We start from the raw sequence: 15,306 nt of genomic DNA, 5'->3' as shown, positions 1-15,306 counted from the left end.
CAATGTGGGGCAACGGCTGGCGCAGTGGTCAGACGGGTTACTCCCCGCGCGACCAGGTGCGGATGGCAGCGATCTCCGCGGCGGGGATCTGCAGGGATTCGAGGAATTCCTGATGGGCCTGCGGCTCCATCTTCTCGAACTGGATGTGCCAGTTGCGCATCATCTCTTCGGTCATGCCTGCGGCCTGCATGATGGCAACCCAGCGTGCTTTATCTACCATGGGGATCTCCTCGTGTGTCTGTTGGCGATAGAGGATGATGGCCCGCTGTTGCCGCCTCAGCTCGGCGATCTCCTGCTCCAGTCGCAGCAGGTGACCATCGAGGCAGGAGTGGCTCTCCTGCCTTGCCGCCAGCAGGGTGCCGATCTCTTCGAGCGGCAGCCCCATGGCGCGAAAGCTGGCGATCTGCCGCCCCCGCTCCAGCTCGGCCTCGCCATAGCGGCGATAGCCGTTCTCCCCGCGCAGGGCGGGCAGCAGCAGACCGAGACGTTCGTAATAGAGCAGGGTGGTGCGGCTCAGGCCCAGTTCTCTGGCCAGCCGGGTAATCGTCAACATAGGGGTTCCTTCATCCAGCGGGCAGAGGATAAACCCGCCTATCGTAGACGGGTCAACACCTCCTGCGGATTGACCACCACAATTTCGCTTCACGCCATCATGAGCGAGCAAGCTGCATCGTCGGGTAACAAATCCGGAGAAGGTGCTGAAAGGGAGAACAGGCCTCCATCGGGAGGCCTGCTATTGAGGGTTATTGCACCGGAGTCACGGTGAGGGTCACATTGCCAAACCCTTCGCTGGCGAGCGTCGCCTGATCCAGCTCCAGCGCGGTGAGGGCAACCCCTTCGGCAGAGGCGCTGCGCAACTGGGCAGCCTTCGTGGAACCGCTCTGGGGCTGACCAATCTCGATGTCGCCGGCAAACTGGCTCTCGGCATAGAAGTCACCGGTCACCGCCGAGCGGATCGGGCGCAGCACGCGACCAAGGTTGCTCTGCATGGTCGACAAGCCATACTCGCTGATGGTCCAGTTCCAGTCCCACCACTTCACTTCACCCGGGATATAGCGTTTGTCCCACTGGTAACGGATGCTGCTGGCCTTGTCGCGGAACGGGCCGATGGCAAAGGTGTGTTCCCAGGTGGGGCGATTGGTCGGATGGGTATACCAGGCATTGCCGCCCCAGCGCAGGAACCCCTTCATGGTCAGGTCATAGTTGACCTCGGCCTTGAACTCATAGGGGTATGAGATATTGGACTTGTAGAGGGCAACCCGCACCGGCACGCTGGAGTGCGGCGGCACCGTCGGACGCGCCTCGACCGAGACGGTCTCGGTGGTCGAGCCACCCTTCTGCTCGGCCCAGCTCTGGGTAGAAGAAATCTCGACCGAATATTCAGTGCTGGAAACCTGCGGGATCTGGAACGTCTTTTTGATGCCGACCTTCTCGCTGAGACTGTAGGTGTCGGTTTTCGACCAGTTGGTAGCCTTGTCATACTTCAGGGTCACCACCACCTGCTGGGGCAGATCCGTGTAGTTGGTCGCATTGGCAGTGATCATCTTGACCAGCTGCTTGCCACTCTCGGTGACCTGGCCGTGGGTAAAGGAGTCCGGCTCCAGGGTATATGAGAAGTTGCTTACCTTGATGGAGCTCTTCTCTCCGCAACGATATCCGGAGCAGCCACCGTCATTGTTACCCTTAATCAACCAGCCATCGCTCAGTCTGGTGACATCCATATCTTCGCCTACATAGGGGCTGTGATTGCCGCCTACCCAGGCATATCCCAAATAATGGGCGAGATAACTTACCGGCTTAATAAAGTAATCATTGTCATGCACCATTCGCCATTGCACATCAACTTCATCACCAGCAGGAATATTCCAGGCAGAGAGAGATGGAATTTCGCCAGATATCGGCGATGTGGGATAACACCATGTTTCCCCTGCCGTTCCCTGTTTTATTTCCCCGTTATATCCAGAGCCCATGATGACCCAGCGATTGGCCAGTCCGGTAATCTGCCATTGGCCCATGCGACCAACCAGATTGCCCTTGATACTCATGGCTTCATCGCGGGTAAGAGGCCGATAGCCACTGGCGCAGACCCCTTCTCCCAGACCATACCACTTAACCTGGTCAGGGTAGACGGGTTCAGCCGCCTGAGCCTGAATAAGCATCAATGAAGATGCAAACAGCGCAAGATTGGCTGTTATTAATTTATTCATCATTTATTCCTCTTTCAGACATACGATAATTGTTATTGTTCTGAAATATCCCTTTTCATTTGACAGGCACGAACTCCAATGAACCCTGCCTGAAATAAAATAAACCACCAAAATTCATCGATGACAAACGAAATATATGTGACAAGGAAAAATAATTAGAGCGATGACTTTATTGAGAAATACATCATAAAATTGTGGCAGGCATTATTTAATGCCTGCCACAATATGGTGAAGCCTTATTAAATAAGAAGATGCTGAATTACTCTTCCGGATTGATCACTTCAATTCTCCGCAATATTCCATCGGCAGAACGGACCAATACCAGTGCACTCCCTTCATGGAGAGCGGCAGCCGAGCCGTTGACCCAGCGTATGTTGCGGTCGAGAGGAAACGTGCCGAGGTTTGCCAGCACCAGACGCTGGCCGTCAAAGGATTGCAGGCGATCCTCTGCCCGCTGCCATTGCCCCGATCCCGCCGGCGATCTGGCCGTCAGCAGCTCAATCCGGGTAGCAACGCCATCGGCCACCAGCAGGGAGAGGCGATCACCCGGCCGCAGGGGCTCTGCCCAGGGTTCACCCTGTCGCCAGACCGGGGCACTGCCCCGTTCCACCTCGGCCCCCTGAAATTGCAGATGGATGCCATCATCGTGTTCCAGCTCCACCAGCCATAGTTCGTCGGCAATCGCCTGCGCGGCACAGAGCGGCAAACCATACAGCCACGCACACCACTTTGTTCTCTGTTCCATGTCGTTCGTCCCTGAACAAAAAGCCCATGCCGGATAAGCATGGGCTTCATTCAGGAACATTGCGAATCTGCGGCAGCGATCGGGTCACTTGTCCTCGTGGCAGCGGCTCAGGCGCATGCCGTCAAACTTGCACTCCAGTTCGAGCCAGCGCCCCTCGAAGGGGGCCAGGCTGTTGTCCGAGGTGGTGTAGCCCCAGATCCGCCCCCCTTCGACCGGCCCTTCCAGATCCATCTCGTCCTTGTCATCTTCATCGAGAGCCTCGACCTTGCGCACATAGCGCACGCCGTTCTCCACCACCCCCTTCATCTCGACCCAGGTGCCGCCGAGATCATCCTCGTTGAGCCAATCCTTGAAGCGGGTCTGGTCGTCGATCACGAACGGCAGACCGTTTACCATCAGCTGGCCAAGCTGCCAGGTGGTGCGGCCGGTCAGTTTGAATTCGGCAGCCTGCGCAGATCCGAGCGGCAGCAAGATCAGCAGCAGGAGAGCACAGAGAGACTTCTTCATCGTGGATCCTCGGGGTTACACTGGCGACAGGATGGTGTATCCGGTGTGAAAAGAGCGTGAAGCTGCTCGCCAACCAGGAGTACAAAGCATGAAGATTTTGGTAGTGGAAGACAATCCTCAGGTGGCAGAAACCATCATGGATTATCTGGAGCTGGCCGGCCACCGGCTGGACTGTGCCTATCACGGTCAGGCGGCGCTGCAACTGCTGGCCGAACAGCGCTTCGACGTCATCATCATGGATGTGATGATGCCCCGTCTCGACGGGCTCAGCACGGTCGCCCGCCTGCGTGAAGAGGGGATCTCGACCCCGGTGCTGTTTCTCACCGCCCGCGACAGTCTGGAAGACAAGCTGGCAGGCTTCAAGGCCGGTGGCGACGACTATCTGGTCAAGCCCTTCGCCATGGAGGAGCTGGAGGTGCGGCTGCAAGCCCTTAGCCTGCGCGGCCCGCGCGGTGACATCGGCGCCATCACCTTTGGCGAGCTGACCGTCGATGCTGCCAGCGGGCAGGCGACCCGTGCCGGCGTTCCCCTCAAGCTCGGCAAGATCCCGTTCCAGATCCTCGCGCTGCTGGCCCGCCGCGCACCGGCCATCGTCACTCGACAGGAGGTGCTGGATACCGTCTGGGGAGAGGAGGAGCCCGACTCCGATGCCCTGCGCAGCCACATCTACGCCCTGCGCAACACCCTCGACAAACCCTTCCCCACCCCCATGCTGGAAACCCTGCACGGTCAGGGCTACCGACTGGTGAGCGCATGAGCCTGCCGAGCCTGCGCCACCGGCTCATCATGGCGCTCGGCGGGGCTGGCGTGGTGCTGCTGGTGCTGCTCTCCGGCCTGATGATGGTGGCCGAGGACAAGATGGAGGAGCTGAGCCTGCGCCACTGGCTGGAGGCGGAAGTAACCCGCTACAGCGACGACTGGCTGCGCCTCGGGGCCGCGGCGGCGGCGCCCAGCCCGCGCCAGTTCTCCAGCTACTGGACCGAGTCGGGACGCCTGCCCAAATGGCTGCAACCCTACCAGACCCCCGGCTTTTTCGAGCACCAGCTGGGCAAGGAGGACAAACACTTTCTGGTGGCGCGCCACCCCTCCGGCAAGGGGATGCTCTATCTGGTCTTCAACGACGATGCCGATGACTACCTCGACCCCTACGAGGACAAGCTGCATCTGGCCACCCGGCTGATCGGGCTGGCACTGCTGCTGGGCTGCCTCGGCTTCGGCATCTGGCTGGTACGCCATATCACCGGGCCGCTGCAGCGGCTGCAACACAGGGTCGCCCACCTCACCCCGGATCAGGCGGACTTCATCCCCGATGCCCCCTGGCAGGAGCTCAGGGATATCGAGCTGGCACTGCTGGCCGGCAAGCAGGAGGTGAGCGCCGTCTTTGCCCGCGAGCAGGAGTTCAGCCGCTTTGCCAGCCACGAGCTGCGTACCCCCAACATGGTGATCCAGGGCTCGGCCGCTCTGCTCGGCAAGGTGAACGATCTGCCCGCCCCCGCCGAGCGCGCCGTCACCCGTATCCGGGCCGCCGCCGACGAGATGGCCCTGCTCACCGAGACCTTTTTGCTGCTGGGACGCAAGGAGGAGGTCGAGCGGCCGAAGCAGCAGGTGGCGCCGCTGATCCGCCAGGAGCTGGCTCGGCTCGCCCCGCTGCTGCAGCGAGAAGCGCTCGATATCCGTCTGGTGCTGGATGAGGCGAGCGAGGTCGATTCCCCCCTCTCCCTGCTCGCCATCGCCCTTGGCAATCTGCTGAAAAATGCCCTGAGCTACGCCGAGGGCCATATCGACATCGAACTGTGCGGCCCGGTGCTCACCATCAGCAACCCGACGGCGGCAGCGCCGGATCAGATCCTCGGTTACGGCTGTGGCCTCACCATCATCCAGCGCATCTGCGAAAAGCTGGGCTGGCAGATAGAGACCCGGCTGGAGGATGGCGTATTCAGCGCAAGGCTGGCGATGCTCGCTGCCGAACAGTTCCCTCTCCCTCCGGGAGAGGGTGTGGGCGCTGCGGCACCAACCAGATAGCAACAGGGCGCCCGAAGGCGCCCTGTTTTTTGGCTGATGCAAATCCGGGATCACTCCACCGGCTTGTGCTTGCGCCCGCCCTTGAGCTCAAGGAACTCGATGATCTTGCCCGCCACATCCTTGCCGGAAGCCGCCTCAACCCCTTGCAGGCCGGGAGAGGAGTTGACCTCCAGCACCAGCGGGCCGCGGGCACTGCGCAGAATATCCACGCCCGCCACATCCAGCCCCATGATCTTGGCGGCGCGCACCGCGGTAGCACGCTCTTCCGGAGTGATCCGGATCGCCTCGGCGGTGCCGCCACGATGAAGGTTGGAGCGAAACTCGCCGGGCTGGGCCTGACGGCGCATCGCCGCCACCACCTTGCCGTTGACCACCAGACAGCGGATGTCGGCGCCGTTGGCCTCGCGAATATACTCCTGCACCAGAATGTTGTTGTTGGTCTGGATAAAGGCCTCGATCACGCTCTCGGCAGCCTTCTGGGTTTCGCACAACACCACGCCGATCCCCTGGGTTCCCTCCAGCAGCTTCACCACCAGCGGCGCACCGCCCACCATGGTGATGAGGTCGGGCACGTCGTGGGTGCTGTGGGCATAACCGGTGATGGGCAGACCGATGCCGTGACGGGAGAGCAGCTGCATCGCCCGCAGCTTGTCGCGGGAGCGACTGATGGCCACCGAGCTGTTGAGCGCCATGGTGTTCATCATCTCGAACTGGCGCAACACGGCGGTGCCGTAGGCGGTGATGCTGGCCCCGATGCGGGGGATCACCGCGTCATAGCTCTCCAGCTCCCGTCCTTCGTAGTGAATGGAGGGGTTGTGGGAGGCGATGTTCATATAACAGCGCAGGGTGTCGAGCACCTCGACCTGATGACCGCGCGCCTGCGCCACCTCGACCAGACGGCGGGTGGAGTAGTTTTTCGGCTCACGGGATAAAATGGCGATCTTCATGACAATTCCGCTAGAAGGCTATGCCTGGGCAGGATGGGGCGGGAGAGTATAAGGTGCCACAGCGCCAAGACAACGCCAATTGTTTCTCCTGACAACAAGCCAAATAACGCAGAAGCCTGCCCAATCAGCACGCCGCGGTGAAACAATAAACGGCGGCTCTGCGCGCCCTTCAGAGGCTGCTCGCAAAGTCCGCCGTTTTCGCTCAAAGGCCGAGCAGATTGGCTCTCTCATTACCCCAGATTGGGGGCGAGCCAGCGCTCGGCTTCGGCCAGCGTCATCCCCTTGCGGGCGGCGTAATCCTCAACCTGATCTTGCTGGATCTGCGCCACCGCAAAGTATTTGCTCTCGGGGTGGGAGAAGTACCAGCCCGACACCGCCGCCCCCGGCCACATGGCGTAGGATTCGGTAAGCTGCATGCCGATGGCCTGCTCGACATCCAGCAACTCCCACAGGGTGCCCTTCTCGGTGTGCTCCGGGCAGGCCGGATAACCCGGCGCCGGACGGATGCCCCGATAGTTCTCGCGAATAAGCTCCTCGTTGCTGAGTGCTTCCTCGGGGGCATAGCCCCAGTGCACTTTGCGTACCTGCTCGTGCAGATACTCGGCAAAGGCTTCCGCCAACCGGTCACATACCGCCTGAATGAGGATGGCGTTGTAGTCGTCGTGATCCGCCTTGTAGGCCCTGGCGATAGCCTCCTCACCGATGCCGCCGGTCACCGCAAAGGCGCCGATCCAGTCAGGCTTGCCACTCTCTTTCGGCGCCACATAGTCCGCCAGACAGTAGTTGGGGAAGCCCTGCTTCTCGCTCTGCTGACGCAGGTGGTGCAGCACTTTTTTCACTTCGCTGCGCGACTCGTCGCTGTAGACCTCGATGCTGTCCCCCACCGCATTGGCCGGGAACAGACCGATGATGCCGGCGCAGCGCACGCTCTGATCCTTTTCCAGCTGATCCAGCATGGCGTTGGCATCGGCAAACAGCCTGGTCGCCTCCTCACCGATAATCTCGTCTTCGAGGATGCGCGGGAATTTGCCCGCCAGCTCCCAGCTGAGGAAAAATGGCGTCCAGTCGATGTAGGGGCGCAGCACCGAGATGGGCACGTTCTCGAACTTCTGCACACCCGGCTCGCGGGGCTTGGGTGGCTGATAGCCAACCCAATCCAGCTGATGGCGATTGGCACGCGCCTCCGCCAGCGTGATGGGGCGCGAGCGCGGCTGCTTGCGGGCGTGCTGCTCGCGGGCGATCTCGTACTCCTTGTCGATACGGGCGACGAAGTCGGGTTTGAGATCCGGGCTGAGCAGGCTCTGGGCTACTCCCACCGCGCGGGAGGCGTTGGAGACATAGACTACAGGCTCGGAGTAGTTCTGCTCGATCTTCACCGCGGTGTGCGCCTTGGAGGTGGTGGCGCCGCCGATCAAGAGCGGCAGCTTGAAGCCCTGGCGCTCCATCTCCTTGGCCACGTGCACCATCTCGTCCAGCGACGGGGTGATGAGACCTGAGAGACCGATCATGTCGGCCCCCACTTCCCGCGCAGTCTTGAGAATCGTCTCGCAGGGGACCATAACCCCGAGATCGATGATCTCGAAGTTGTTGCACTGCAGCACTACCCCGACGATGTTCTTGCCGATGTCGTGCACATCCCCTTTCACGGTCGCCAGCACGATTTTGCCGTTGCTGGAGCCACCCGATTTTTCCGCCTCGATATAGGGTTGCAGATAGGCGACCGCCCGCTTCATCACCCGGGCCGATTTCACCACCTGCGGCAGGAACATCTTGCCGGCGCCGAACAGATCGCCGACCACGTTCATGCCATCCATCAGCGGCCCTTCGATGACGTGCAGCGGCCGCTCGGCCTGGGCGCGCGCCTCCTCGGTATCCTCTTCGATGAAGTCGGTGATCCCCTTGATCAGCGCATGTTCCAGCCGCTTGCCCACCGGCCAGCTGCGCCACGCCTGATCCCGCGGATCCTCCGCCTGGGCGCCGGCACCGCGATACTTCTCGGCGATGGCCAGCAGCTCCTCGGTGGCGTTGTCATTGAGGTTGAGCACCACCGCCTCGACCTTCTCTTTGAGCTCGGCCGGAATGTCTTCATAGATGGCGAGCTGACCGGCGTTGACGATCCCCATGTCCATGCCGTTCTTGATGGCGTGGTAGAGGAAAACGGCGTGAATGGCCTCCCGCACCGGCTCGTTGCCACGGAATGAAAACGAGACATTGGAGACACCGCCGGAGATCATGGCGTGGGGCAGGTTCTCCTTGATGTCCTTCACTGCATCGATGAAGTCCACCGCGTAGTTGTTGTGCTCGTCGATACCGGTCGCCACCGCGAAGATGTTGGGGTCGAAGATGATGTCTTCCGGCGGGAAACCGACCTGATCCACCAGAATGCGGTAGGCTCGCTGGCAGATCTCGAACTTGCGGGCGCGGGTGTCGGCCTGACCCGCTTCGTCGAACGCCATCACGATAACGGCGGCACCGTAGCGGCGCAGCAGTCTGGCCTGCTGGATAAACTTCTCCTCCCCCTCCTTCATGGAGATGGAGTTGACCACCGGCTTGCCCTGCACGCACTTGAGGCCCGCCTCCAGTACCTCCCACTTGGAGGAGTCGATCATCACCGGCACCCGGGCGATGTCCGGCTCGCCGGCGATAAGGTTGAGGAAGCGCACCATGGCCGCTTCGGCGTCCAGCATCCCCTCGTCCATGTTGATGTCGATGATCTGGGCGCCGTTATCCACCTGCTGCTTGGCGACGTCGAGCGCCTCGTCGTAGAGCCCCTCCTTGATCAGCCGCTTGAACTTGGCCGAACCGGTGACGTTGGTGCGCTCCCCCACGTTCACGAACATGGATTCGGGGGTGATGATCAGCGGCTCCAAACCCGACAGGCGGCAGGCCACCGGCAGCTCGGGCAAAGCGCGCGGCTTGATGCCGGCAACCGCGCCAGCCATGGCACGAATATGAGCCGGAGTGGTACCGCAGCAACCGCCAACCATATTGAGAAAGCCGCTTTGGGCCCACTCGCGGATATGCTCCGCCATCTCGGCGGCATCGAGATCGTACTCGCCAAAGGCGTTGGGCAGACCGGCATTGGGGTGAGCACTGACATGGGTCTCGCTGATGCGCGACAGCTCCTCCACATACTGCCGCAGTTCATCCGGCCCGAGCGCACAGTTGAGACCAAACGAGACAGGTTTGACGTGGCGCAGCGAGTGGTAGAAAGCTTCGGTGGTCTGGCCGGAGAGGGTACGACCGGAGGCGTCGGTGATGGTGCCGGAGATCATCACCGGCAGGCTGTAGCCCAGCTCCTCGAATACCAGATCCACCGCGAAGGCGGCCGCCTTGGCGTTGAGGGTATCGAAGATGGTTTCGATCAGAATGATGTCGGCGCCACCCTCGATCAGGGCGCGGGTCGATTCGGTATAGGCGGCTACCAGCTGGTCGTAAGTGACGTTGCGCTTGCCGGGATCGTTCACATCTGGCGAGATGGAGGCGGTGCGGTTGGTCGGCCCCAAGACCCCCGCCACGAAGCGCGGCTTGTGGGGCTCTTTCGCCGTCCACTCGTCCGCTACGGCACGGGCAAGACGGGCCGCCTCGCGGTTGATCTCGGCCGAGAGATCTTCCATCTCGTAATCGGCCATGGCGATGCGGGTGGCGTTGAAGGTGTTGGTTTCGAGGATGTCGGCACCGGCGGCGCAGTACTGCTCGTGGATCTCGCGAATGACGGCGGGGCGGGTCAGCACCAGCAGATCGTTGTTGCCCTTGATGTCGGTATGCCAGTCGGCAAACCGTTCACCGCGGTAGTCCGCCTCCCCGAGTTTGTAGCTCTGGATCATGGTGCCCATGGCCCCGTCGATGATCAGGATCCGCTCCTTGAGACAGGCTTCCAGCTTGTTTGTCACATCCGACTTTCTGTTCGACTTTTCATTCGCCACCGCGTGTTCCTCTTACATCCGTGCAACTGCGTAAACAGCATCCTAACAGCAAACCAGCGAATTGGAAATCTAGCCGTCTATCAGTCCAAAATCGCAGCCATATACTCATTTATAGGTAATGAGTAACATAGACCCCGAGAGTACCCTATGCCCGTCCCGCATGGGGATACGTGCTTGCTATCTATCTACGAGTAAAAAATAACTATGAGCGTCTACTACACACTCTGTTTTCTGGCAGCGTTGGCGATCTTTATTGCCTTTGCCAACCAGTATGTTGTGAAGATCCAGACCACCATCGCCATCACCGCCGGTTCCATGCTGATCTCTGCGCTGCTGGTGCTGTTCGGTAAACTGGGATGGTTCAATCTGGAGCCTCTTGCCATCAAAACCATGGAGAGCATCGACTTCCAGAATTTCCTGCTGAAGGGGATCCTGGGCTTCCTGCTGTTTGCCGGTGGTCTTGGCATCAACCTCAAGGCGCTGCGGAGCCAGAAGTGGGAGATCACCATTCTGGCCATTATTGCCACCCTGCTCTCCACCTTCATCATCGGCTACGGCTTCTGGTTCATCGCCAAGCTGCTGGGCTGGGAGCTGCCGCTGGTCTACTGCATGCTGTTCGGGGCGCTCATCTCCCCCACCGACCCCATCGCCGTACTGGCCATCGTCAAGAAGATGAAGGCGCCGCCCCAGATCGCCATCCAGATCGAAGGGGAATCCCTGTTCAACGACGGTGTCGGCCTCGTTATTTTCGCTACCGTGTTTGCCGTTGCCTTCGGCGGCGTCGAGCCCACCTTCGGCAGCGTGGCCGGCCTGTTCCTGCATGAGGCACTCGGCGGCATCCTGTTCGGCGCCGTGCTGGGCGTCATCGCCCACGTGATGATCAGCGCCACCGACGACGGTTCGCTGGAGCTGCTGCTGACCCTCTGCATCCCGACCGCCGGCTTCGCCTTCGCCAACATGATCGGCGTCTCCGGCGCCCTAGCCATGGTGGTGACCGGCATCATGATCGGCAACTGGACCCGTCATTCCGGCTTCTCCGAGCAGAGCAGCCATCACCTGGATCACTTCTGGGAGTTGATGGACCAGTTCCTCAACGCCCTGCTGTTCCTGCTGATCGGTCTGGCGCTGGTGCTGCTGGATCTGGCTTGGCATGACTGGGTACTGCTGGTCATCGCGGTGCCGCTCTGCCTCGCCGCCCGCTTCATCAGCGTCTCGGTGCCCTATATGGCCTTCCGCAAGTTCCGCACCTACAACACCTTCTCGGTGCGGATCCTCACCTGGGGCGGCCTGCGCGGCGGTCTGGCCATGGCAATGGCACTGGCGCTCCCCTCCGGCGTCATGATGATCCCGAGCCACGGTGTTGACCTGCGTCAGGTGATCCTGGTGATGACCTACGCGGTGGTGATGTTCTCCATCGTGGTGCAGGGCATGACCATCACTCCGATGATCGCCGCCGCCAAACGCGCCAACGGCGACTACTGATCATCCGCTGGCTGACAGATGCAAAAGGGCTCCTGCGGGAGCCCTTGTTGTTGCTGGCAAACCTGTGCCGGACAAGGCCCAGCCACACAGCCGAAAATAATTGTTTGCTTTTTATTCATTTCGAGGAGAGAATGCGCGCCGGCTAGTTAATCAGCCCTGTTTATGTTTGCCCTGCAATGCTTCACCTCACGATGAATCCTGTCAGTACCCGCATAACCTTCTTCTGATTTACTCGCCCTGAGAACCGTTCAGGCTGTCCGCCTGCGTTGCCCGGCTCTCACGGTGCAGACCCGCTCTGCCCACTCAATTTGAACTATGCAACCGCATATTCCTTGCACCTTGCAAGAGCAGAGGCCCGCGAACGGGCTGGGTATACCTGCGCGCACGCCAACAACACCGTTGCACGCACTCATTGACCTGACATTTGCCAACACAAGGAGCAATTACTTAATTTATATAGAGAAATACCATGATGAAAACCGTACAAACTCGTAAACCCCTGCGTCGCAGCAAACCCATCAACCTGCCCGTGCAAGAGCACGACTACGATGCGTTTCTGATCCAGTTCAGCACCCGCTTCAGCGGCGGCTTCGCCATCTCCTGTGATGGTATCGCCGGCGAGTTCTCCATCGAAGAGCTCAACTGATCCCCTGCCCGACCGGGCAGCACCGATGCACAAGGGCCGCAACTCACGGCGGCCTCTTTGTTTAGCCTTCCGACATATTCCTAACGATCTGAGAACCAATCCAGCCAATCCACAGAATGTCAGATCCCACCTGTCCGTGATCCTGTGCGCAATTTGTCAATGTGATGAAAACACTCTTCAAAATAACGGAACGGCCACCACAGGCATGCTGATAAATTGGTGATACAAAGTGAGACTCACCCACCTTGATTGATTGCGATGACAACGACGCCCGAGCGACCCTATTTCTCCAGTGTGCATGAGCTCGATGAAGGTCTGAGCAGCCCGCTCTCGCTCTACTCCACCTACGAAGCTGTCGCGGTAGAGCTGCGCCCTCCCCACGAAATGGCCGGTTACCACTGGCACGGGCAGGTGGAGGTCAACATCCCGTTCGACGGCGATGTGGAGTACACCATGAATGGCCAATCCTTCACTCTGGCAGCAGGCCATGCAGGCTTGTTCTGGGCGGCAATCCCCCATCAACTGACCCGCATCGGCAACTGTTCGCAGATGGGGCTAATCAATATTCCCATCCACCTGTTCCTTTCCTGGCCCATCAACCGGGAGCTGCTGACTCAAGTCACCCACGGCGGAGTGCTGCAATCACGATCTCCCATGTTGGTCAGTGAATTCGAGCTGGCTCGCTGGGTCACGGAAAGCCGGATGGATGACCCTGGCCGCCAGCAGCTGGCTGCCGACGAGATTTGCCTGATGCTCAGGCGCATCGGACTGGATGGCTGGAGCCGTCTGCTAGCCAACCACAACAATCAGGGCGCAGCATCTGGCGGATCAAAACACTCCCAGTTCCATGTACAGCAGATGCTCGAATACATTGCCGCCCACCATGATGCCCCGCTGACCACCAGGGAGCTGGCCGACCACGTGGGGTTGCACCCCAACTACGCCATGGGACTGTTTCAGAAGGTGATGCAGATGAGCATCAAGCAGTACGTCACCGCGATGCGGATCAACCATGCCAGAGCCCTGCTCAGCGATACCGATCGCACCATCCTCGATATCGCCATGACTGCAGGTTTCAACTCCAGCAGCCGCTTCTATGAGACCTTCCAGCGTTATCTGGGGCTGACACCGAGTCGCTACCGCCAGCTGAGCCGGGAGCGGGCCAGCTCTTCGCAATAAATTCCCAAATCAAAAAGGGGCTCACGCCCCTTGCTCACTCTCTTCTCTCTCAACTCTCTCAACGGGGTGGCGTCGACACCGTCACCCGACCTCCCGGCGGCACAGTCACTTCGACCGCGCTCACCATGATACCGTTGAGTCGCAGCGAACGCGCCTTGCGCAGCTTGCCATCCACCAGCAGGAATCCGTGATTCCCCGGGAAACGGGCCTCCCAGAACAGGGCGCGCGGCCCCATGTTGCCCAGCTCGCTGGCAGTAACCCCCTCATGGCGCAGTGACAACCGGTGGGCCCCGACAGGCAGTTGCTCGATGGCCACCCAGTCGATGGAGGCAGGCAATCGGGGCAGGGTTGCCACCCGGTGCGCGGCCGCATCCGGCTCAACCCCCATCATCCCTTCTACGGTCTGCGACACCAGAGTAAAGGAGATCTCCGGATAGTCGCCATTGGTGCCCTGACTCGGCCGCTCATGGGGGAGATCTCGCTTGGCCAGGATGTAGCGCATCCAGCGCCACGCCTCCTCGTTACGCAGATAGGGGAAATAGGTATCCGGCAGATAGGTGTAGGCCTCGATGTTGGCGGGTGCCTGCGGTGTCGTACCGATCCCATCGCCCACCATCTCGCTGATAAAGTCGAGATAGCGGTCATTGCGTGCACCGGGATCGGAGAGACGCTTCATCGGAATGAACCAGCTGTTCTCCTTGCCAAAATCATTGCGCTTGCTGAGGTTGCTGTCGAGGATGCGGGCATAGTGGCCCTCCTCATCCCCGGCAACCCGGCTCCACTCCTCGTTAAAGTAGCGTTTCAACTGCGCCGCCTTGCGCTGCCAGACTTGTGCCGCCCGCTTTTCACCGCGAGCCTGCAGCATGGCGGCATAAGCCAGGGTCGCCTGATATTGGGAACCGATGGCATCGGCTGCCTCTATCGGGTGTTCGCCCCGCTCGTTGTAGGTGCAGGAGCCCTGAAAAATGCCTCCCTTACCCTCGGCTATCCCGTTGGGGTGCTGCTCGTCATGCAGAGCAATGAAGTCGGTCATCACCTTGCCGTAAAAGGTCCACAGTTCGGGATCCTCGATGTAGCGGCGATCCCCGCTCCAGAGGTAGGCGTGGTAAGCCTTCTCCACCAGCTCGAACTGGGCTGGCACCTCGCGCACGAACCAGCTGTCGTCCTTGTAATCGATGGTGTGGGGAGAGCCATCAAAGTTGAAAGCCCAGAGGGTGTACCACTTGCGCGCCTCGGTGGCGTTGCGGGCAAACACCTTGAACATCGAAAAGTTCTCGGCGCGCCAGCCAGCGATCTCGGCACCGGCAACCTGATGGGCAAAGTCACGCCCGTAAAACGCCGTCCGGTCGTAGTAACCGGCCCAGTAGGAGGGGAGATAGTCGTGCAGACCCGTGCCATCCCCGTTCGGGTGGTTCTCGTCCTTGTTGGTCACGCCGCGCTGGCCGGTCATGATGAACTGCGCCGTCTTGGCGACCGCCCAGTTGAACCCTTCCGCCAGTTCGGCACTGGAAGAGCTGAGATGCACCGCCGGTTGCGATGCCACCTCTCCTCTGGCGGCCACAGCCTGCTGCGCACAGAGGGTAGCGATGCCTGCCGCCATCATGGCGCATGAGAGACGGGCTCGGCGACTCATTGGATATCCCAT

Annotated in this window: 12 protein-coding genes; 5 read left to right on the top strand and 7 right to left on the bottom strand. The window is 60.4% G+C overall.

Annotated elements, in window-relative coordinates; genetic code table 11:
* Positions 1 to 37: 37 nt before the first annotated feature.
* From WE862_RS06285 to WE862_RS06270, 4 genes are all read right to left on the bottom strand, one after another.
* Complete coding sequence (locus WE862_RS06285) at positions 38 to 553, bottom strand: MerR family transcriptional regulator (protein WP_005342946.1); 516 nt, start codon at positions 551 to 553, stop codon at positions 38 to 40.
* A 190-nt stretch (positions 554 to 743) separates the two neighbouring features.
* Entirely contained in the window at positions 744 to 2,207 is a 1,464-nt protein-coding gene (locus WE862_RS06280; RefSeq protein WP_167335509.1) for an aerolysin family beta-barrel pore-forming toxin, read from the bottom strand.
* Between the two features lie 259 nt (positions 2,208 to 2,466).
* Entirely contained in the window at positions 2,467 to 2,952 is a 486-nt protein-coding gene (locus tag WE862_RS06275) for a hypothetical protein (protein ID WP_042032225.1), read from the bottom strand.
* An 84-nt stretch (positions 2,953 to 3,036) separates the two neighbouring features.
* Positions 3,037 to 3,459: a hypothetical protein gene (locus WE862_RS06270; RefSeq protein ID WP_033112529.1), complete on the bottom strand. Its 423-nt coding sequence runs from the start codon at positions 3,457 to 3,459 to the stop codon at positions 3,037 to 3,039.
* A gap of 88 nt (positions 3,460 to 3,547) precedes the next feature.
* Here WE862_RS06270 and WE862_RS06265 point away from each other — a divergent pair, with 88 nt between their 5' ends.
* Both WE862_RS06265 and WE862_RS06260 read left to right on the top strand, forming a co-directional pair.
* The gene (locus WE862_RS06265) at positions 3,548 to 4,216 is read left to right on the top strand and encodes a response regulator transcription factor (protein WP_042032226.1); all 669 of its coding nucleotides are present in this window, start codon (positions 3,548 to 3,550) and stop codon (positions 4,214 to 4,216) included.
* A complete protein-coding gene (locus WE862_RS06260) occupies positions 4,213 to 5,481 on the top strand; it encodes a sensor histidine kinase (protein WP_042032227.1) in 1,269 nt (422 codons plus the stop codon). Before WE862_RS06265 ends, WE862_RS06260 begins: the two co-directional genes overlap by 4 nt.
* 50 nt (positions 5,482 to 5,531) lie before the next feature.
* Here the strand turns inward: WE862_RS06260 and rimK are convergent, their stop codons facing one another.
* Both rimK and metH read right to left on the bottom strand, forming a co-directional pair.
* Positions 5,532 to 6,428, bottom strand: coding sequence for a 30S ribosomal protein S6--L-glutamate ligase (gene rimK, locus WE862_RS06255; RefSeq protein ID WP_033112532.1), 897 nt, complete (start codon positions 6,426 to 6,428; stop codon positions 5,532 to 5,534).
* Between the two features lie 230 nt (positions 6,429 to 6,658).
* The gene (metH, locus tag WE862_RS06250; protein WP_042032228.1) at positions 6,659 to 10,354 is read right to left on the bottom strand and encodes a methionine synthase; all 3,696 of its coding nucleotides are present in this window, start codon (positions 10,352 to 10,354) and stop codon (positions 6,659 to 6,661) included.
* A gap of 204 nt (positions 10,355 to 10,558) precedes the next feature.
* On the opposite strand from metH, the gene WE862_RS06245 reads away from it, so the two are divergent.
* The 3 genes from WE862_RS06245 to melR all read left to right on the top strand — a co-directional run bounded on the left by WE862_RS06245 (position 10,559) and on the right by melR (position 13,661).
* Positions 10,559 to 11,836: a cation:proton antiporter gene (locus tag WE862_RS06245; RefSeq protein WP_042032229.1), complete on the top strand. Its 1,278-nt coding sequence runs from the start codon at positions 10,559 to 10,561 to the stop codon at positions 11,834 to 11,836.
* 469 nt (positions 11,837 to 12,305) lie between these two features.
* Positions 12,306 to 12,482, top strand: coding sequence for a hypothetical protein (locus WE862_RS06240; RefSeq protein ID WP_104016499.1), 177 nt, complete (start codon positions 12,306 to 12,308; stop codon positions 12,480 to 12,482).
* Positions 12,483 to 12,740: 258 nt separating this feature from the next.
* Complete coding sequence (gene melR / locus WE862_RS06235) at positions 12,741 to 13,661, top strand: transcriptional regulator MelR (RefSeq protein WP_082035491.1); 921 nt, start codon at positions 12,741 to 12,743, stop codon at positions 13,659 to 13,661.
* 58 nt (positions 13,662 to 13,719) lie between these two features.
* On the opposite strand, the gene WE862_RS06230 is transcribed toward melR, so the two are convergent.
* On the bottom strand, positions 13,720 to 15,306 hold the full coding sequence (locus tag WE862_RS06230) for a hypothetical protein (protein WP_156128770.1): 1,587 nt from the start codon (positions 15,304 to 15,306) through the stop codon (positions 13,720 to 13,722).

The organism is Aeromonas jandaei, assembly GCF_037890695.1.
Lineage (GTDB): Bacteria > Pseudomonadota > Gammaproteobacteria > Enterobacterales > Aeromonadaceae > Aeromonas > Aeromonas jandaei.
Note: the sequence above shows the minus strand (reverse complement) of the source record. Positions and strands in the feature narration are given on the sequence as shown.